Origin of the sequence: Nocardia sp. NBC_00511, assembly GCF_045161165.1 — a bacterium.
Classification (GTDB): domain Bacteria; phylum Actinomycetota; class Actinomycetes; order Mycobacteriales; family Mycobacteriaceae; genus Nocardia.
The window spans coordinates 4,973,497-4,990,373 of sequence record NZ_CP107849.1 but is presented as its reverse complement, the minus strand read 5'-3'; the positions used below and the strand labels follow the sequence as shown (position 1 = coordinate 4,990,373).

Sequence of the window (16,877 nt, the reverse complement as noted above, 5' to 3'; positions counted from 1 at the left end):
CCGTGAAGACATCGCGCCGTGGTCGGCGTGCGCTGGCCACGTTCGCCCTCGCGCAGGCCGCACTGCTCGGCGTCGCGGGCTGCGCGGTGGATCCGGCGCGGCTGACCCTGCCCGGAGCGGGTGTCACCGGACCCACCTATCGCATCGATATCCAGTTCGCCAGCGCTCTGAACCTGCCCTCGGGCGCGAAGGTGGTCGCCAACGGCGCGAAGGTCGGGCAGCTGAAGAAGATCACCATCGCCGACCCGACGGCGAACGGCCCGGGCTCGGCGACCGCCGAAGTCGAGATCCGGCAATCGATTTCGCTCCCGGCCGCGACACACGCGCAGCTGCGTCAGGACACCGTGCTCGGCGACATCTACATCTCGCTCGACACCAACGCGGCGGGCGCGGCCGGAACACTGCATCCCGGCGACACCATCCCGGTCGGGCAGACGGTGCCCGCCTTGCAGATCGAAGACATCATCTCCGGGCTGGCCACGTTCGTCTCCGGTGGGGCGTTGCGTTCGGCGCAGAAGATCGTCGATCAGATCAACTCCGCGCTGCCCGCAGATCCCGCCGACACCGCTCGCATCGCGGGCGTGCTGAAGGAGGACCTCATCGACGTCTCCGGACACCTGGATCAGTCCGACGCCTTCATCGCGGCGCTGGAGTCGAATATGTCTGCGGTGCAGAACAATCGGGACGCACTCGCCGAGCTGCTGACTCCGAAGGGCGCGCAGGATCTGACCGAGATCGCCAAATCGCTGATCCACACCGTCGGGATCATCGGCGCGATCGGTGGCGTCGCGCACGCACTGATCTGGCTCACGCCGCTCATCGAAGGCGGCAACAAGGCGGCCCGCGCCTTCCTGCCGCTGGTGCTCAACGCCGGACGGCCGCTGAATCTCAGTGCACCATCCAACCTCAACAACCTCGAACAGTTGTTGCGCGAGAAGGTGATTCCGTACTTCCAGCAGGGCCCGAAGGTGGGGCTCGACAACCTGTCCGTGGAGGGCGCGCCCGCCGCCACCGATCAGCAGGTGGTCTCCATGATCTCGACCCTGCGGATGATCGGGATGGTCCGATGAGAATACGCGCGAGTTCCGCACTGTCCCTGGGCGCGATCGTGGCGATCTTCGCGATCGGCTCCGTCTACCTGACCTTCGGGATCGCGAAGGTGCACTGGTTCCAGCACTACACCACGGCGTCCATGGAGATCAACGATGCAGCCAACCTGGTGCCGCGGTCGCCGATTCTGTTGTCCGGCCTACGAGTCGGTGAGGTCACCTCGGTCACGAACTCCGCGAGCGGGGTCCGCGTCGACTTCCGGGTGCAGAGCGACTACCGGATTCCGGTCGCCAGCATCGTCACCATCGAATACCTCTCCGCGCTCGGCGAACCGTACGTCGAGTTCCAGCCGCAGCGCGCGGGCGCGCCGTATCTGGAGGACGGCGCGAAGGTCAGCACGAAATCGATCCTGATGCCGGTCTCGATTCCGGAGATGGCCGACACCGTAACCCGGCTGCTCGGGCAGTTCGATCCGCAGGCCATCAGCTCGCTGGTGACGACGTTCTCGCAGACCCTGCGCGGCACCGACGCGGTGCTGCCGGACCTGACCCGCGCCTCGGATCTGCTGGCCGCGACCCTGCTCAGTCGCTCACCGCAGATCAGCAGCCTGCTGAACAACGCCCAGGTGCCGGGCCCCGATGTCGCCAAGGCCGGAGCCGATATGGCCGAGGCCGGACCGAAGTGGGGTGAGTTCGGCGTCAAGGTGCAGGGTGTCGTGGACTCCATCGCGCAGCTGCTCTACGCGCGGCCGGTTCCGGACGCGTACACCACCGGAACCGGTCTGCTGCAGTTCCTTCCGAAGGTCACCGACTACCTCGCCAAGATCGGTCCGGATCTCGGCGCGGTGTATCCGGTGGTCGCGCCGCTGCTCACCCAAGCCTCCGGGTCGCTGCCCGGAATCGACCTGTCGGCGTTGATCGCCCAGGCCCTGCAATCAGTGAAACCCGAGGGCGGTCTGCGCCTGCAAATCGAAGTCAAATAGGAGAAGCCATGACCACCCTCGAGAAGACCGAAGAGATCACCCCGGAGGAGAACGCCGAAACCGTTGTGGCAGTCCGGGATTCGAAGCGCAGGCCCGAGCGCCAGGCAGTGACCGTCTCGTTGCCCGCCTCCACCCTGATCGCCGCGGCCGTCGCGGTGGTCGCCGTGCTGGTGTCCGCGACGCTGGGCGTGCTGCTCTGGATGTCGCACGGCAGCCTCGCCGACCGGGACGCGGCCGCCGCCGACGACAAGCACGCCGAACAGGTCGCCACCGATTACGCGGTCGGCACCGCCACCATCAACTATCAGGACTTCAACTCGTGGGTGGCGAAGCTGAAGACCAATACCGTTCCGCAGTTGGCCAATACCTACGACGCCACCGCGTCGAAGTTGCAGCAGCTGGTGGTCCCGCTGAAGTGGATGTCGACCGCCACCCCCATCGCGGCCAAGGTCGACTCGGTGTCGGGCAGCAGCTACAAGGTGGACGTGTTCCTCAACCTCACCACCACCAACGCGCAGAACCCGGACACCGTGCAGACCACCGTCACCTACAGCATCACCGTCGACAAGAACTCGGACTGGAAGGTCACCGATGTCGGCGGGACCAATGCGGCCCTGCCGTTGAAGTAGGCGAGCTGCCCCTCATCGGCAGCCCGCCCGGGTAGGACGCTACGGAGCGCTGAACGCCTCGGTGCCGCTCGGTGTTTCGGTCTCGGTGACCACGTCGGAGCGGCGGTGCGCACCGGCCTTCGCCGACGACCGGCTACCTGCCAGGCGGCTGCCGAGGAATCCGACGTAGGCGAGCAGTCCGATCACACCGAGGGCGCGGGTGCGGCGGAAGAAGATGGCCAGGCCGAGCAGCAGTTCGGTGAATCCGTTGCTGTAGGTCCAGTTTCGGGTGGAGCGCGGGAACGCCTGCTTGGTCAGCGGGTCGAAGGCCTGCGGTGCGGTGAAGTGCGCCGCGCCCGATCCGGCCAAGCCGAGACCGAAGATCCGGGCCAGCTTGCTGTCGGGAGTGCGGGCGGTGATCACCACCGGATGCTTGGGGGTCTGTCCCGCGACCAGTGCCTGGCTCGCCTGCCGCTTGCGCTTCCTATTGCCCATTGTCGCTCCTGACGGTCCGGGATACGTTTGTCTGGGACAGTCTGTCACATTGCCGCTGTCCTCGGGAAACACAGCATTTGCACAGGTTAAGCGGGTGCAGTTGCACGGGTTTCCGACGTTGAATAGAGGAGTGCTGACGCGCAGCACCCGTGCCGCTGAGTCCCAGGAGGGCCCATGTACACCTCTGCTTTCGAGCTCGTAGACCCCATGTCCACCGGGATGGACCAGGGGCCGCGGTTGGGGGCCGTGGCGGGGGCGGCGGTGAGCCGGGTCGGACTGCGCGAGATCAATGCCGACGCCGTGGCCACCTTCACCGACGAGCGCACCGGACGCGCGGCCTTCGTGGTCGCCGACGGGGTGGGCGACCATCTGGCCGCCGCGCGGGCCGCGCGACTGGTGGCCCGCACCGCGGCCCGAGTAGCGGTGTTCGCCGGGGCCAAGGAGGGAATCCTTGCCGCGCAACGAGAATTGTTGCGCGAGCTCCCGGAAGCCGCCGCCGACAGTGTGCTCGTGGTCGCCGTGCTGCCCGCGGCCGGACAGCCGGACGGGCCCGTCGACATCGCCTGGGTCGGGGATTGCCGGGCCTACCGGTGGAACGGCCGGGCACTGCAGCTGATCACCACCGACCACACAGTGTCGGAATACTTCCGGGCCCGCGGCCACGAACCCCTGCCCGGCATGGCGCATCTGGTGACGACCTCTGCGCGGACGGTGAATCCGGACGACATCGGTGTGGCCGCGACCGGTTCCAGCGACGGTCGACTGCTGCTGTGCTCGGACGGCGTGGGCAAGCGGCTGGAGATGCCCGAGATCAAAGCGATTCTCGCCGCCGAGGGTTCGGCCGGGCACGCCGCCGAGGAATTGGTGACTGCCGCACTGGCGACTGGCGGCAGGGACAACACTTCGGCACTGGTGGTCGACGCCCACGCGGTGCGCGGCGTCTGACGACGAGAGTGCGCGGAGTCTGGCGACCAGAGTGCGCGGAGCCCCACGACTAAGGCGCGCAGCGTCCGATGACAGGGTGCGCAGAGCCTGAGGATCAGGACGCGGGGTCCTACGACCAAGGCTCACGGGGTCCGACGACAGGGCGCACGGCGTCTGAAGACCAGCGGTACTCGGAGTCCACGGGGCGCGATGGGTTGTGTCCGGCGGGGGTGATGCGTGGGGTCGTCGAGGCCATGTGCGCTGCGCGCGGCAGACTTGTCGTCGATGAAACTGCCCGAACTTCCCGATCTGCCAGTGCGCGCGGCCCTCGACGAGATCGCGCGGACGCTGCACGCGCGCGGTACCGCCGTGCTGGTCGCGCCGCCGGGTACCGGTAAGACGACGCTGGTGCCGCTCGCGCTGGCGGCGAGCACGTCGGGCCGGATCGTGGTGGCGGAACCGCGGCGGCTGGCCGCGCGGGCGGCGGCCGGGCGCATGGCGGCGCTGCTGGGGGAGCGGGTCGGCGAGACCGTCGGCTACGCGGTGCGCGGTGATCGCAAGGGCGGACCGCGCACTCGAATCGAGGTCGTCACTTCCGGACTGTTGGTGCGGCGGTTGCAGAACGACCCGGAACTGTCCGGAGTCGACGTGGTGGTCCTCGACGAGTGCCATGAGCGGCACCTCGACGCGGACCTGCTGCTGGCGCTGCTACTGGATGCCCGCGCCGGGTTGCGGCCGGACCTGCGGGTGCTGGCCACCTCGGCAACCGTTGCGGCGGATCGACTTTCGGTCTTGCTGGGCGGCGAGAGCTCGGCCGCGCCGGTCCTGGAGGTCCGGGGCCGCGCCTATCCGGTCGAGATGGCCTATGTGCCCGCCGCGGCCCGCGAGCGGATCGAAGCCCACGTGGCGCGGGCGACCCGAATCGCGTTGCGGGACAGCGACGGTGACGTGCTGGTTTTCCTGCCCGGTGCGGCGGAGATCCGGCGCACCGCCGAGCAGCTGTCGAATGTGCCGGGGGTGGATGTGATTCCGCTGCACGGCCGGTTGGCGGCGGCCGCCCAGGACGCCGCGCTGCGGCCCGGCACCCGGCGTCGTGTCGTACTGTCCACGGCCGTCGCGGAATCCAGCCTGACCGTGCCCGGTGTCCGGGCGGTGGTGGATTCCGGCTTGGCGCGGGTGCCGCGCATCGATCACCGTCGTGGACTGTCCGGCCTTGCCACGGTGCGGGTTTCGGCCGCCGTCGCCGAACAGCGGGCCGGGCGAGCGGGCCGTGAAGCGCCCGGCTGGGCCTGGCGCTGCTGGCCGGAGTACGAGCACGGCACCCTCCCCGCGTATCCCGAACCGGAGATCCGCACCGCCGATCTGACCCGGCTGGCACTGGAACTGGCCTGCTGGGGCACCGCCGACGGCGAGGCTCTGGCGTGGTGGGATCCGCCGCCCGCCGGTGGTCTCGCGGCCGGGCGGGCGGTGCTGCGCGCACTGGACGCGGTGAATGACGAAGGGGCCGTGACTGATCGGGGTCGCGCCATGGCGGCGGTCGGGCTGCATCCGCGCCTGGCCCGGGCCCTGCTCGACGGCGCGGCCGAGGTCGGATCCCGGTCGGCCGCCGAAGTGGTGGCCCTGCTCGACGACGATTCGCTCGCCTCCGGTGTGGACCTCGTGTCCGCCCTGCGGAGCCTGCGAGCCGAGCGCCCCACTCGCTGGTCACGTGAGGCCGAGCGCCTGGCGCGCCTGGTTCCCGGCGGCGGCTCCGGCGACGACCCCGCTCTTGTTGCGGCACTGGCTTATCCGGAACGGCTGGCCCGCCGTAGATCCCCCGGATCCACCAGCTACCTGATGGCGGGCGGCACCGCGGTGATGCTGCCCCCCGGCAGCGGCCTGACAGACGCCGAATGGCTGGCCATCGCCGTCGCCGCCCGCGACCCCGGCCAGGCCGAGGGCCGAATCCGCTTGGCCGCCAAGGCCGATGAGCAACTAGCCCGCCGCGCCGCCGCGAACCTCCTGGAACGAGCCGACGAAGTCGACTGGAGCAACGGCACCCTGGTGGCCCGTTCGGTGCAGCGGCTGGGCGCGATCACGTTGTCGGAGCGCCCGTTACCCAACCCCGACCCCGCCTTGCGCACCCGAGCCCTCCTGACCGGCCTGCGCACCGAGGGCCTGGACCTGCTGCGCTGGACCGACGACGCCCGCAGCCTGCGCACCCGCCTCGACTTCCTACACCGCACCCTCGGCGCCCCCTGGCCCGCCGTCAACGACGAAACCCTCCTCGAAACCGCCGAAACCTGGCTGGCCCCCGAACTTTCCATCGCCCGCCGCCGCACCGACCTCGAGCGCATAGACGCGGGCCAAGCCCTCCGGCGCCTCCTACCCTGGCCCGAAGCAGCCCGCCTGGACGAACTGGCCCCCGAACGCCTGGAAGTCCCCTCCGGCAGCCGAATCCGCCTCGACTACACCACCGACCCCCCGATCCTCGCGGTGAAGGTCCAGGAGATCTTCGGCTGGACCGAGACCCCCCGCCTGGCCTCCGGCCGCATAACCCCAGTCCTGCACCTACTCTCACCCGCCCAGCATCCGGTAGCCGTAACCGCCGACCTCCCCTCCTTCTGGCGCACCGGCTGGCCCCAAGTCCGCTCCGACCTCCGCGGCCGCTACCCCAAACACGCCTGGCCCGAAGACCCCACCACCGTCCCCGCCCACCGCGGCACCGCCCGAAACCCCCGCCGCGCCTGACCTCCGCCGAGGAGGCGCGGTATCAGGAGCCCTCGCGAAGGGAGATCAGTTCGCCTGCCCGCGTAGGCGGCTCGGCCAAGCCAACGCGGGTAAGGCGTAGCCCACCACCGAGACCAGGTAGAGGATCAGCGCAGCGATGGGCACAACCAGCCCTATCGCCGCGATGGCGGCGAGTGCCACGAATGCCACGATTGCCTGACGAGTCTCGCCCCGTACGACGTCGACCGGATAGCCAGGCTTCAGCACCAGCAGATTCCCGACCTGGAGCAGCCCATTCACCTGTCGGATACGGGCGAAGAAAGCGTGGTGAGACAGCCAGATAACCCCGATGGTGCCGAAGGATCCCAAATATGCCAGGTAACTCGGCCACAGCCCCAGCAGCTGCTTCAGCAGGTCGCCCTGGCTCTCCGGCAGCCGGATATCGATTACCAGCAGGGTGATCGCGATTGCCATGACGCCATCACTGAACGCTTCCACCCTGGAAGCGTTCAGCGGCCGAACGGGGACTTCCTCGGTCGACGCGTCGGTCATTGTCAGGACTCTACGAGAACCACTCCGCTCCGCGAGTCCAGCCGCGCCGCGCAGTCCAGCCGAAAGCCCGTTCGACCCTGTCCGCAAAGCCAATCCGAGGCAGTGCGGGCTCAGACGGCAGTCCCTTCTCCCACCACCGCCGGGCTGTTGGTCGACGTGAACGCGCACCAAGGATCGTCATCTGGCCGAACGCGCGGGTCGCGGGATGAGCGGACGATTGACGCCTACCCGTCTCTGGCGCTGTCCTGAGATGACTTGTGGCAGTTGCTATTTCTTGCCGCCTTCGTTCCGCTCCGCCGATGGGCGCGATACTCTACTATGGTTTGTAGTAGATGTTGCGGCATGGGGAGTGGCGATTAACAGTTACCGAAATCTTCGACAGCGAGTGCAGCCGCTGGTCCGGGCCACCGCGTGGTCGCACGCGGCAACGCGAACCGCAATCGGAATCGGTGCCCTCGCCAGCCCCTCCGTCGCGGACACTTGGGTAGGCCCGACCGGGGCCGGTTCCGCGACAGTGCTACGTCCCGCATTCGCGGTCCGCGATGCCGTTCTCGGCGTCGGTACGCTCTGGGCTCTGTCCACCGGTAAGCCCATTCGCCACTGGTTCGTGATCGGCACCGCGATCGAAGCTGTGGAACTCGCTGCGATCACGCGCAATCGCAGCGAATTACCGCCGACGATGACCAGCAAGGCCTGGTCCCTGGCAACTGCGGCAGGGCTTCTCGGCGGTGCTCTCGTTGCCACGTTGCTCGACGAGCGCATCTAGACGAGAAGGTAGGCACCGGCCGGTCGGTACCGGCCTATCGGCGGGCCGAGATGGTCTCGGCCCGTTGGGCTTCGGCTTCAGTCGAGGCAGAACTCGTTGCCTTCGATGTCCTGCATCACCAGGCAGGACTCGTTGACTCCGTCGGCGCGCAGTAGGTGCACGCGGGTCGCGCCGAGTGCGGTCAGTCGGGTGCATTCGGCCTCGAGGGCCGCGACCCGCTCATCGCCGACGAGGCCGGTGCCGACTCGGACGTCGATGTGCACTCGGTTCTTGACCTGCTTCTCCTCGGGGACCCGCTGGAAATACAACCGCGGTCCCACGCCGGAGGGATCGACGCATGCCGTGCCCTTGTGCTCGTACCCCAGCACCTCGGACCAGAATTGAGCAACGCGTTCAGGTTCTACGCAATCGAAGGTGACCTGAACCTCTCTGACCACTGCCATCGGTCCACCCTAAGGGTGAACCTTCACCGCGAATCGGTGCGGGGTCTAGAGCGATCCCGTCAGCCCACCCGTGCACACGAGTGGTCCGCCCATCCCCATGTGCGTCTGCCCACCGGCGAGTAGGCACACCATCCACGCCAGCTCGCCGACAATGGAACCCTGGTCCGCCACGGCCTGCTCGAAACTCCCGGTATTCGCGACCGAACCAACCTGTGGTGATGAGCTCGCCACTGCGGTACCCGGGATCGAGAGCGCAATCCCGGTCGAAACCAGCACTGCCGCAGCCAGTTTCAGTGACACCCGGACCATTTGACCACCTACGTTCGAGACAACTTGTCGGTCGGACAATACGCCTGCATCCACTCTCTGAAACACGATTACTTCATTTTCCTTCTGTGTAACTGGGCATGAGCCGTTCCATGGTTGCGCTAGCTGTACGAGCGGCTGATGAAACCGTCGGGACGCACCAGCACTGTCCCGTAGGGCCAGCCGTCCACGAAGTGCACCGGAACATCGGCTGCAACGCCGGGATCGGCTGTGAGGACGCACCATTGGGACTTCACGAGATCCAGCGTGGATACTCCGTCGGCAACCCACAGGTGCGGCAGGCGGGATCCCGGTGACCCGTCGAGGTCTAGGGCGACATCCTCGGTGGAGGGGAGCTCCGCGCCGCCGTAGCGGTAGCCCAGGTGTACTACCGGTGCGTTGATCGCCCCTGCGGCCCGGCGCGCGTCCGCCATGTCCTTGCCCCAGTGCAGGGTTGGATCGTTGAACCGCAAGCGGGCCTGTTCCATTGTCATGAGGGCGACGGGGTGGCGTTCGGTGTGATAGCTCTCCAGCAGTTCGGGTTCGGCCGCACCGCGCAATACGTGCGCGAGCTTCCAGGCCAGATTGTGTGCGTCGGCGATACCGGTGTTGAGTCCGAACGCGCCCAGTGGGGGAATGGCGTGGGCCGCGTCGCCGACCAGGAAGACTCGTCCCACGGACAGTCGATCGGCTACTTGGCCGCGTCCTCGGAACGTGAGCACGCTGCGTATCCGCACCTCGATCGACGGGTCACCGAGTGCGGTGCGGAGGAGGTCGGGGGTCGGTCGGGTGTCGGCGGCGGTGAGGAACACCCATTCGCGTTCGCCGTCGACGGTCACCAGCAGACCGGTCGCGTCCGGATGCTCGATATTGCACATGGCGAACGGCTCGCGTGGACGCAGATCGGCGTCGAACAGGACACTCGTTGTCTCCCTGCCCATTACGCCGGGCCCGGTGACGCCGACACCCAGGACTTGCCGAACCCGGCTGCGCACACCGTCGGCCGCCACCAGATAGCGCGCTCGCACGACCCGCCCGTCGGACAACGTCGCGGTGACGCCGTCGCTATCTTGCTCGAACGAATCGAGGGCGACGCCGAACTCGACATCGCCTGCCCTGGTGATGGTTACGCGATCGAGCCGGTTCTGTGCGCAGGTGCCGCGGAGCCGGGCCGGTGTGTAGGTGGGCTCGATGGCGCGGGTCGTCTTCCACTCCTCGGATTCGGTGAAGTCGGCCTCGGCGAGGGTACGGGCTCTGATCTTGCCCGCCCGCAGGTCGACCGCGGCCTCGTTGACCGCTTGCGCCAAGCCGACCTCGCGCAGGATCTCCACCGTCCGCGACCCGATGCCGGTGGCTCTGGGGTGGGGCGAGAGCTCCGGCTTCTCCTCGATGACGAGGGGTTCGACACCGTGGTGACGCAACAGCACCGCGAGCATCAGCCCGACGGATCCTCCCCCGACGATCAAAACATCTGTGGGTACAGTGTTCCCGTTCATGGGCACACTGTACCCAGTTCTGTAGACTCCTCGCCATGTCGCTGATCTGGGACCGTGACCCCTACCGGCCGAAAAGCCAGGCCTTGAGTGTGGAACGCATCGTGGACGCGTCCATCGCCATCGCCGACACCGAGGGCCTGGACGCATTGTCGATGCGACGCGTCGCCACCGAGCTGTCGACCGGCACGACCACCCTCTACCGCTATGTGGACAGCCGCGACGACCTGCTCGACCTGATGGCCGACGCGGTACACGAAAACCAGGTGCCACTGACCGGAGTGTGGCGCACAGACCTCGAGGCCTACGCCCACCACGAACGCGAACTGTGGCTGCGGCATCCGTGGCTGGCCCCGCTGCTGGCGACCCGTCCATTGCTCGGCCCCAACTGGCTGCGCGGCCTCGAACACGCGCTGACCGCTGCCACCCCGCTCACCTCCGATATCGCCGACGCCGCCGCGGCCGTCGGACTGATCAGGGACTACGTCCGTGGCGCGGTCATGCGCGAACTCGCCGAGAAGGAGACCCAGCGCCGCACCGGCCAGACCGAGGCCCAGTGGCGCGCAACCGTCGCCCCGTACCTCAGCAAGGTCATCGCCAGTGGCGCCTATCCTCAGGTTGCCCGCTTCGCCGAATCCGTCGATCTCAGTGCGGCAGAACAGTTTTCGAACGGCCTCCGTCGCATCATCACCGGGATCGGGGACTCCCACCCGGCGGGGAAGTGAGCGCCGAGCTTCCGTTGAGCCGAACGCTATTCGGTCGCAGCGGTGATCAGCGGTGCCATGGACGAACCAGGATCGGCGGGCTAGCGTCCGGCCAGCTCGGCGACGACCGGGGCGAATTTCTCGGCGAAGTCGGCGCCGAAGATGAAGTAGGAGAAGCCCATTTCCTCGTGTCGCCGCTGAATTTCCTCGGCGGCGGCTGCCGGATTGGCCGGAAGCACGGTCATCGCGTCGGCCTTGTGGAGGGCGGCGGTGTCGGTGGCCGGGTGGGCCATGTGCGCTGCCACGGTGTCACCGATCACCGGCACCGCGAGCGCGAGTTCGACATCCGCGACAGCACGGAAATCGCTTGCCATCCTTGCGACTTCGTCCCGAGGATGATCGCCGAGAACGAAGGTGACCGGATCCGCGACCTCGGCGGCCAATGCCCGGGCCTTCGGACCGAGTACGGCCATCCCCACCGGCGTATGCAGGTCCGGGCCGTCGAGTTCCCGTAGCCGCGTGACGGTTTCGCGAATCTGCGTCAGTCGCTCGCGGGGCGGTGGCACCTCGGAAACTCCCTTCTCGCGCAACTCGTCCTCGATGCCCGGCCTGCCGGTACCGATCCCCATCTCGAACCGTCCACCCGTCAACAGCGACAGCGAATGCGCTTCCCACGCCGTCAACCACGCCGGGCGCAGCGGCGACGCGTACACCCACGTGCCCACTCGCAGGTCGGTGAGAGCCGCGACGGTCGCGAGCATCGGCGCGGGTGCGGGCTGCGTCAGCGGGAAGTCGGGCACCAGCAGCGTCGAGTACCCGAGGTCGCCGATGCGTCGTGCCCGATCCCGCCAGTCCGGCACGTCGGTCATGAGCGGGGCAACAACTCCGAAGCGAAGCGGTCTGGTCATGCCTGAATCCTCTCGACGATGGCGAGATCATTCGACAGCTGCACCTGATGGAAGTACCCGATGATCTCGTTCGGTATCCGGAGACTTGGACGACGGGTCCGCGCGAAATTCATCGGCCGCGGCGAGATCGTGTCAGTGAAGCCCTTCACCTCGCCTATTCCTCCCTCGGTTCTCGAGCCATCGACGTGCACGGCAGACCAAGTGGCTGAATGTCAGGTGGTAGTGCTCTCGACAGTCAGATTGCCGCCGAGGGAGATCCAATAGCGCCGTGCCGGACCGTGTTCTGTGTCCTGAATTGCTTCGAGGATTCCACCGTTGCGCTCGATCGTGCTGGCCGAGGCGACATTGTCCGCGGCGCAGACGAGCAGAACACGGTTCATGTCCAGATCTTTTGCTTCGCTGAGCATCTCGCCCAATGCCCAGGTGCCGATGCCCTGTCTGCGGGCGCTCGGCCGGATGCCGAAGCCGATGTGCCCGAGGCGCAGCACGGATTCGCCGGATCCGTGGCGGAGCGCGATTCCGCCGAGAACCCTGTCTCCCTGGACAATCCAGCGGTGCCGGGTTCCGCGATCGGTCTTGTCGGCCAGGCGTGCGACCCAGGCGGCGAAACCGGTGGGCGAGTGGACCTCGTCGGTTGTCAGGAGGCCGAAACCGTCCTCGTGCAAGCCCGGACCCCATTCGGTGTGGGCCTCGAGCCATGCTGTGTGCAAATGCGTGGAGGGCGCGATCAGGTCGGGCACAATCCCACCCTATCGAGGTGTTCGCGGCGTTCGGGATGAGTGAGTGAGAAGTATCGCAACACCTTCTGGGCTCATCGATCGGATTGCGATGATCCAGATCAGCGGTAGCCGTATCCGGTCGAGAGAAGGGCCACGATGAGCACCTTTGTTCTGATTCCTGGCGCATGCCACGGTGGTTGGTGGTTCGAGCCGGTGGCGCAGCGGCTACGCGAACTGGGGCACACCGCCTACGCGGTGACGCTCACCGGGCTGGGGGACCGGGCGCACCTGCTCGGCGCCTCGGTGAATCTGGAGACCCACATCCGCGACGTGCTCGCACTGCTCGAGAACGAGCGCCTGGAGAACGTCATCCTGGTCGGCCACAGCTACGCGGGCATGGTCGTGTCCGGCGTAGCCGACCGAGCCCCCAACCGCATCGACGCACTGATGTATGTCGATGCCTTCGTCCCCGGCAACGGCGACGCCGCCTGGAACCTCACCAACGACGACCAACGCGCCTGGTACATCGACGGAGCCTCCACCGACGGAATCGGCATCGCCCCCCTCCCATTCTTCGACCCCCGCGCCACTCCCCACCCCCTCGCCGCGATGATCCAACGCCTCACCCTAACCGGCCCCGACCACACCTTCCGCCGCCGCGACTACGCCTACGCCGCCCAATTCGACAACAGCCCCTTCACCCCCACATTCCAACGCCTACAAGCAGATCCGACCTGGCACGTCCACGAACTGGCCGCCCGCCACAACGTCCTCGCCGACGGCCCCGACCTCTTCCTCAACCTCCTTCTGTCCACCATCCCCACTCCGACAGGTTCTTCCGACGACCGATAACGACGACACGTTGTCAGATGTCCATGCCGATGGCTCCAAGGCAGGTCAGGCAAGCGGCGGACGGTACCGTGGGCCGCATGATCAGGGCAGTTGTGTTCGACGTTGGGGAGACGCTCGTCGACGAGACGCGCGAATACGGGACCTGGGCGGATTGGCTCGGGGTGCCGCGGCATACGTTCGTTTCGGTGTTCGGCGCCGTGATCGCCTCGGGTAAGGACTACCGCGAGACCTTTCAGATCTTCCAGCCCGGATTCGACCTGGCTGAACAGCGTGAGGCACGAGCCAACGCCGGGCTGCCGGAGACCTACGGTGAGGAAGACCTGTATTCGGATGTGCGACCGGCACTTTCGAAGTTGCGTGACATGGGTGTGTGGGTCGGGATCGTCGGAAATCAGACGGTCCGATCAGGTCGAATCCTGCGAGGTCTCGACCTTCCGGCCGACTTCATCGCCACGTCGGACGATTGGGGTGTCGAGAAGCCGTCCACCTTGTTCTTCGAGAAGGTGGTCGAAGTCGCGCCCTGTGCGGCTGGCGAGATCGTCTATGTCGGTGATCGGATCGAAAACGACATAGCCCCGGCGAAAGCAGTCGGGATGCGGACCGCGTACATCCAACGAGGACCCTGGGGATGGATTCAGCGCGACAAACCGGAGGTCGCGGAGCTGTCCGATTGGAAGATCCACGACCTCAACGAGTTGTCTGAAATCGTTGTCGCAGTGAGCAATTAGACGGTAAGCGACTTGATCATGGTGTGCCAGTTGTAGAGTTGGTCGTCGAGTGCACGAACTGTGGGAAGTGAATCCCAGTCGCGGAGTTTCTGTCTGACCGCTTTCACTCTGACCATCGCCGTGGCGTACCAGTGCTGGCCGAGCAGCTTCAAGGCTTCATCCAGATAGCCGCACGCGGGTTCCGGCTCACGCTCCAGCACTGCGGCTGCCGCCAGATCCGCGAGCACAACAGCACGTTGCTTGATCGCCTCGGCGGGCAGATCGGCCAGCACGCCTAGCAGAGTTTCGCGTGCGGCTGCGCCCTGCCCAGCCGCGATTTGGGTGTTCCCCTTGAATCCGGCGAGCCGGGCGGGCGAGAACCAGTCCAATCATGCGGGGCTCGGGTCCTGCTCCGCGTCATGGTCTCGATAGGCGGCTTCGGCATGGTCGAGTAGTTGGAGGGCACGGCGGGTATCGCCGAGTCGGGTTTCCACCTCCGCCTCGACCGCATCGAGCCAGGCCATCATCTCCCCATTCGCGTTTCCGCGACGCGCGAATGTCCATGCTCCGCGGATCTTGTCGCGAGCATCCTCCGCGCGCTCTGGGTCGCCTTCGAATGAGAATGCGGGGGCAAATGCCATGTGCGCCAGCGCCGCAGCGCCCAGCAGTGCATCATCGGCCATGCCTGCTGCCTGCAGCGAGAGAACGAGGCTCGGCTTCGCCAAGTCGGGTTGTTGTAGGTCGAAGAACTCCAGACGTCCGGCCAACAGGCTCGACTCCGCAACAGCGCGTGCCATCACCGTTCTCGACGCGCCGGGCAGCTGGGGCAGGAGATCCCAACCCAGCCCTGCGTGCTCGGCCACCAACCGCTGAAGTCGAACAGCGGGAACGGACCAGTACATCCGTCGGTAGGCCGCGGTCGACGACGCGAAATCGAATGCCACAGAAGGAGGTAGCTCGCCTACCCCTGCTCCCGCATGTCTTGACGCCCAAGTCTCTCGACGGCTGCTCGACTGCACACGATGCGACTGCTCACCGCCGGATCTGCGTGCGGAACTGAAGCCGAGCTCACTGACTGGCCGTTGGAAGAAGTCCTCCAGCACCTGAACGTGCTCCGGTTGTGGAAAGGGTGGTGTGTCAGATTCCCAGCGCCGCACAGTTCTTGGGCTGATCGCAATTCGCAGTCCGACCTCACGTGCTGCCTTGGTCAGGGCTTCCGCCAGTGCGGCCTGCGAGTTGTACCCGAGCCCGACCCGGGCTGCCCGCAACGCATTTTCGTGGGGGGTCACAACAACCAGATTAACTCCGGCGGGACGTGAATGTCCTTGATAGGCCACAAAATGGCCGCACGATGTCCTATCAGATGGCCTGTTTTGGGACATCAATCGGTGAGACCGTAGTGATGGCACCCGATTTTGGGAGCTTTGCCCCACGGGCAGCTGGCCGCCGTCGAACTCGCGTTCGTGCCCAACGCTCCGATCGGCGGCGGCTTGTCCGGAACGCGGCAACCGGCGTGAGTTCGGGAGAGGTGAACCGTGACCAGGGTGGAAGCGCAGATAGTGCGAGCTCTCACATCGGGTGGGTGTCTCACTGTCAACCAAATCGCCTGTAGCGCACAAGTGTCCAGCGACTGCGCGCGAGCCAACGTCAGATCGCTCGCCCGGCGTGGGCTTGCTGTCAGCGGTACCGGTCTGCGGCGCGACGTTTGGTCGTTGACTGCCCGTGGCGCACGATTCGCAACCACCCGTCACGGCCGCGCGGTGCTCGACTTGGAGGTTCGATGACCATGCGGCGGGCGATCGGCTTCATCCTGCGCCCCGAATCCGGTGAGAACGTCAGTCGGCATGCCAATGAAATGGAACGAGAGGCGACGCAGCTCGGGTTCTCTTGGATAGCAACCTTCTACGCCGACCTCCGAGCCGAGGCCAATTACATTCGCATGATCAGCCGACTGATCCGCGAGGATGCGGACGCCGTGTTCCTGCCCAGCGCTGTGCATCTCGATGAGCGAGACATCCAGGTTCTCGCTACCCACACCGACGTCTACTGCCTCGGCGAGAGGCTGCGGCACACGGTTCACCGTGAGGATGACGCGGGGGCGGAAAGCTCCCGCCGCGTTGTCGCCATGGATAGCGGAACGGCGAGTTGATACCGATCGGAACTGCCGACATCGAGGTACTACCACCCCTGCGATGGATCGATGGGGCAGCTGCCCAGGATTGGCGATTGTGTTGTCGGGCGGGATGGTCGACGTTGTTCGGCTCGGCGGGTGATATCCGACCCGATTTGGCACATCTCGCCAATCCCGTTACGAGGCTGGCGGCAGGAACTGTATTCGGTGGTTCGGCGGATGGATCCGCCGGGCGGGCCGCCAGCGCATGACGCGGCGTTGGAGGCGCACGTCGGCACGTTCGTCGATGACATCGAAAGACTGGTCGGGACAACACGATTGGTTGCCCGGGTTTGGACTCAACCGGAGGGTTACTACGCGAACGTCTGGGATGACTTCGTTCTGATCTCGAACACGCATCTCGCGCGGCTGGCTTTGACCGTCGACGACTGAGGGGTCCGGGCCGATCGGGACATGAATAGGGCTACACGCCAGAAGAATTAGGGGATCGGGATCCACGGCCTTGATCGAGGTGTGGCGGTCGTGGCA

The 16,877-nt window shown here is 66.6% G+C and carries 19 protein-coding genes; 11 read left to right on the top strand and 8 right to left on the bottom strand.

Annotation, left to right across the window (positions count from 1 at the left end; all coding sequences use genetic code 11):
• Positions 1-2: 2 nt before the first annotated feature.
• Genes OG300_RS23435 through OG300_RS23425 form a run of 3 tightly spaced genes read left to right on the top strand, consistent with a single transcriptional unit; the run spans position 3 to position 2,661 of the window.
• Positions 3-1,070: an MlaD family protein gene (locus OG300_RS23435; RefSeq protein WP_405484972.1), complete on the top strand. Its 1,068-nt coding sequence runs from the start codon at positions 3-5 to the stop codon at positions 1,068-1,070.
• On the top strand, positions 1,067-2,032 hold the full coding sequence (locus tag OG300_RS23430) for an MlaD family protein (protein WP_405484970.1): 966 nt from the start codon (positions 1,067-1,069) through the stop codon (positions 2,030-2,032). The genes OG300_RS23435 and OG300_RS23430 overlap by 4 nt, the downstream gene beginning before the upstream one ends.
• Before the next feature lie 8 nt (positions 2,033-2,040).
• Positions 2,041-2,661 carry a hypothetical protein gene (locus tag OG300_RS23425; RefSeq protein ID WP_405484968.1) on the top strand — a complete coding sequence of 207 codons (621 nt, stop codon included), beginning with the start codon at positions 2,041-2,043 and terminating at the stop codon, positions 2,659-2,661.
• A gap of 39 nt (positions 2,662-2,700) precedes the next feature.
• Here OG300_RS23425 and OG300_RS23420 read toward each other — a convergent pair whose 3' ends face one another.
• Positions 2,701-3,135: a hypothetical protein gene (locus OG300_RS23420; RefSeq protein ID WP_405484967.1), complete on the bottom strand. Its 435-nt coding sequence runs from the start codon at positions 3,133-3,135 to the stop codon at positions 2,701-2,703.
• Positions 3,136-3,309: 174 nt separating this feature from the next.
• Between OG300_RS23420 and OG300_RS23415 the strand changes: the two genes are divergently transcribed.
• Together OG300_RS23415 and hrpB are read left to right on the top strand one after the other, a co-directional pair.
• Positions 3,310-4,080: a PP2C family protein-serine/threonine phosphatase gene (locus tag OG300_RS23415; protein ID WP_405484965.1), complete on the top strand. Its 771-nt coding sequence runs from the start codon at positions 3,310-3,312 to the stop codon at positions 4,078-4,080.
• Positions 4,081-4,344: 264 nt separating this feature from the next.
• A complete protein-coding gene (gene hrpB / locus OG300_RS23410; RefSeq protein WP_405484963.1) occupies positions 4,345-6,789 on the top strand; it encodes an ATP-dependent helicase HrpB in 2,445 nt (814 codons plus the stop codon).
• Between the two features lie 45 nt (positions 6,790-6,834).
• Here hrpB and OG300_RS23405 read toward each other — a convergent pair whose 3' ends face one another.
• Positions 6,835-7,320 carry a TMEM175 family protein gene (locus tag OG300_RS23405; protein ID WP_405484961.1) on the bottom strand — a complete coding sequence of 162 codons (486 nt, stop codon included), beginning with the start codon at positions 7,318-7,320 and terminating at the stop codon, positions 6,835-6,837.
• A 607-nt stretch (positions 7,321-7,927) separates the two neighbouring features.
• Here OG300_RS23405 and OG300_RS23400 point away from each other — a divergent pair.
• Positions 7,928-8,086: a hypothetical protein gene (locus OG300_RS23400; RefSeq protein WP_405484959.1), complete on the top strand. Its 159-nt coding sequence runs from the start codon at positions 7,928-7,930 to the stop codon at positions 8,084-8,086.
• Positions 8,087-8,163: 77 nt separating this feature from the next.
• Here OG300_RS23400 and OG300_RS23395 read toward each other — a convergent pair whose 3' ends face one another.
• Together OG300_RS23395 and OG300_RS23390 are read right to left on the bottom strand one after the other, a co-directional pair.
• Positions 8,164-8,529: a VOC family protein gene (locus OG300_RS23395; protein ID WP_405484957.1), complete on the bottom strand. Its 366-nt coding sequence runs from the start codon at positions 8,527-8,529 to the stop codon at positions 8,164-8,166.
• A 428-nt stretch (positions 8,530-8,957) separates the two neighbouring features.
• A complete protein-coding gene (locus tag OG300_RS23390; protein WP_405484955.1) occupies positions 8,958-10,331 on the bottom strand; it encodes an FAD-dependent monooxygenase in 1,374 nt (457 codons plus the stop codon).
• A 35-nt stretch (positions 10,332-10,366) separates the two neighbouring features.
• Here OG300_RS23390 and OG300_RS23385 point away from each other — a divergent pair, with 35 nt between their 5' ends.
• Entirely contained in the window at positions 10,367-11,053 is a 687-nt protein-coding gene (locus OG300_RS23385; RefSeq protein WP_405484953.1) for a TetR/AcrR family transcriptional regulator, read from the top strand.
• 80 nt (positions 11,054-11,133) lie between these two features.
• Here OG300_RS23385 and OG300_RS23380 read toward each other — a convergent pair whose 3' ends face one another.
• Together OG300_RS23380 and OG300_RS23375 are read right to left on the bottom strand one after the other, a co-directional pair.
• Positions 11,134-11,940, bottom strand: a complete 807-nt coding sequence (locus tag OG300_RS23380; protein ID WP_405484951.1) for an LLM class flavin-dependent oxidoreductase — start codon at positions 11,938-11,940, stop codon at positions 11,134-11,136.
• 212 nt (positions 11,941-12,152) lie between these two features.
• Positions 12,153-12,680: a GNAT family N-acetyltransferase gene (locus OG300_RS23375; protein WP_405484949.1), complete on the bottom strand. Its 528-nt coding sequence runs from the start codon at positions 12,678-12,680 to the stop codon at positions 12,153-12,155.
• Positions 12,681-12,815: 135 nt separating this feature from the next.
• Between OG300_RS23375 and OG300_RS23370 the strand changes: the two genes are divergently transcribed.
• Both OG300_RS23370 and OG300_RS23365 read left to right on the top strand, forming a co-directional pair.
• On the top strand, positions 12,816-13,511 hold the full coding sequence (locus OG300_RS23370; protein ID WP_405484947.1) for an alpha/beta fold hydrolase: 696 nt from the start codon (positions 12,816-12,818) through the stop codon (positions 13,509-13,511).
• Between the two features lie 77 nt (positions 13,512-13,588).
• Complete coding sequence (locus OG300_RS23365; RefSeq protein ID WP_405484945.1) at positions 13,589-14,239, top strand: HAD family hydrolase; 651 nt, start codon at positions 13,589-13,591, stop codon at positions 14,237-14,239.
• On the opposite strand, the gene OG300_RS23360 is transcribed toward OG300_RS23365, so the two are convergent.
• On the bottom strand, positions 14,236-14,511 hold the full coding sequence (locus OG300_RS23360) for a hypothetical protein (protein ID WP_405484943.1): 276 nt from the start codon (positions 14,509-14,511) through the stop codon (positions 14,236-14,238). The genes OG300_RS23365 and OG300_RS23360 overlap by 4 nt on opposite strands.
• Before the next feature lie 96 nt (positions 14,512-14,607).
• Positions 14,608-15,162 carry a hypothetical protein gene (locus OG300_RS23355; RefSeq protein ID WP_405484941.1) on the bottom strand — a complete coding sequence of 185 codons (555 nt, stop codon included), beginning with the start codon at positions 15,160-15,162 and terminating at the stop codon, positions 14,608-14,610.
• Positions 15,163-15,998: 836 nt separating this feature from the next.
• Between OG300_RS23355 and OG300_RS23350 the strand changes: the two genes are divergently transcribed.
• Positions 15,999-16,367 carry a hypothetical protein gene (locus tag OG300_RS23350; RefSeq protein ID WP_405484940.1) on the top strand — a complete coding sequence of 123 codons (369 nt, stop codon included), beginning with the start codon at positions 15,999-16,001 and terminating at the stop codon, positions 16,365-16,367.
• 201 nt (positions 16,368-16,568) lie between these two features.
• Positions 16,569-16,781 carry a hypothetical protein gene (locus OG300_RS23345; protein ID WP_405484938.1) on the top strand — a complete coding sequence of 71 codons (213 nt, stop codon included), beginning with the start codon at positions 16,569-16,571 and terminating at the stop codon, positions 16,779-16,781.
• Positions 16,782-16,877: the final 96 nt, after the last annotated feature.

Bases quoted from the DNA above. Each gene is read 5' to 3' on its own strand.
- OG300_RS23430 (WP_405484970.1), top strand. From the start codon at position 1,067: ATGAGAATACGCGCGAGTTCCGCACTGTCCCTGGGCGCGATCGTGGCG.
- OG300_RS23425 (WP_405484968.1), top strand. From the start codon at position 2,041: ATGACCACCCTCGAGAAGACCGAAGAGATCACCCCGGAGGAGAACGCC.
- OG300_RS23420 (WP_405484967.1), bottom strand. From the start codon at position 3,135: ATGGGCAATAGGAAGCGCAAGCGGCAGGCGAGCCAGGCACTGGTCGCG.
- OG300_RS23415 (WP_405484965.1), top strand. From the start codon at position 3,310: ATGTACACCTCTGCTTTCGAGCTCGTAGACCCCATGTCCACCGGGATG.
- hrpB (WP_405484963.1), top strand. From the start codon at position 4,345: ATGAAACTGCCCGAACTTCCCGATCTGCCAGTGCGCGCGGCCCTCGAC.
- OG300_RS23405 (WP_405484961.1), bottom strand. From the start codon at position 7,320: ATGACCGACGCGTCGACCGAGGAAGTCCCCGTTCGGCCGCTGAACGCT.
- OG300_RS23395 (WP_405484957.1), bottom strand. From the start codon at position 8,529: ATGGCAGTGGTCAGAGAGGTTCAGGTCACCTTCGATTGCGTAGAACCT.
- OG300_RS23390 (WP_405484955.1), bottom strand. From the start codon at position 10,331: ATGAACGGGAACACTGTACCCACAGATGTTTTGATCGTCGGGGGAGGA.
- OG300_RS23385 (WP_405484953.1), top strand. From the start codon at position 10,367: ATGTCGCTGATCTGGGACCGTGACCCCTACCGGCCGAAAAGCCAGGCC.
- OG300_RS23380 (WP_405484951.1), bottom strand. From the start codon at position 11,940: ATGACCAGACCGCTTCGCTTCGGAGTTGTTGCCCCGCTCATGACCGAC.
- OG300_RS23370 (WP_405484947.1), top strand. From the start codon at position 12,816: ATGAGCACCTTTGTTCTGATTCCTGGCGCATGCCACGGTGGTTGGTGG.
- OG300_RS23365 (WP_405484945.1), top strand. From the start codon at position 13,589: ATGATCAGGGCAGTTGTGTTCGACGTTGGGGAGACGCTCGTCGACGAG.
- OG300_RS23350 (WP_405484940.1), top strand. From the start codon at position 15,999: ATGACCATGCGGCGGGCGATCGGCTTCATCCTGCGCCCCGAATCCGGT.
- OG300_RS23345 (WP_405484938.1), top strand. From the start codon at position 16,569: ATGGATCCGCCGGGCGGGCCGCCAGCGCATGACGCGGCGTTGGAGGCG.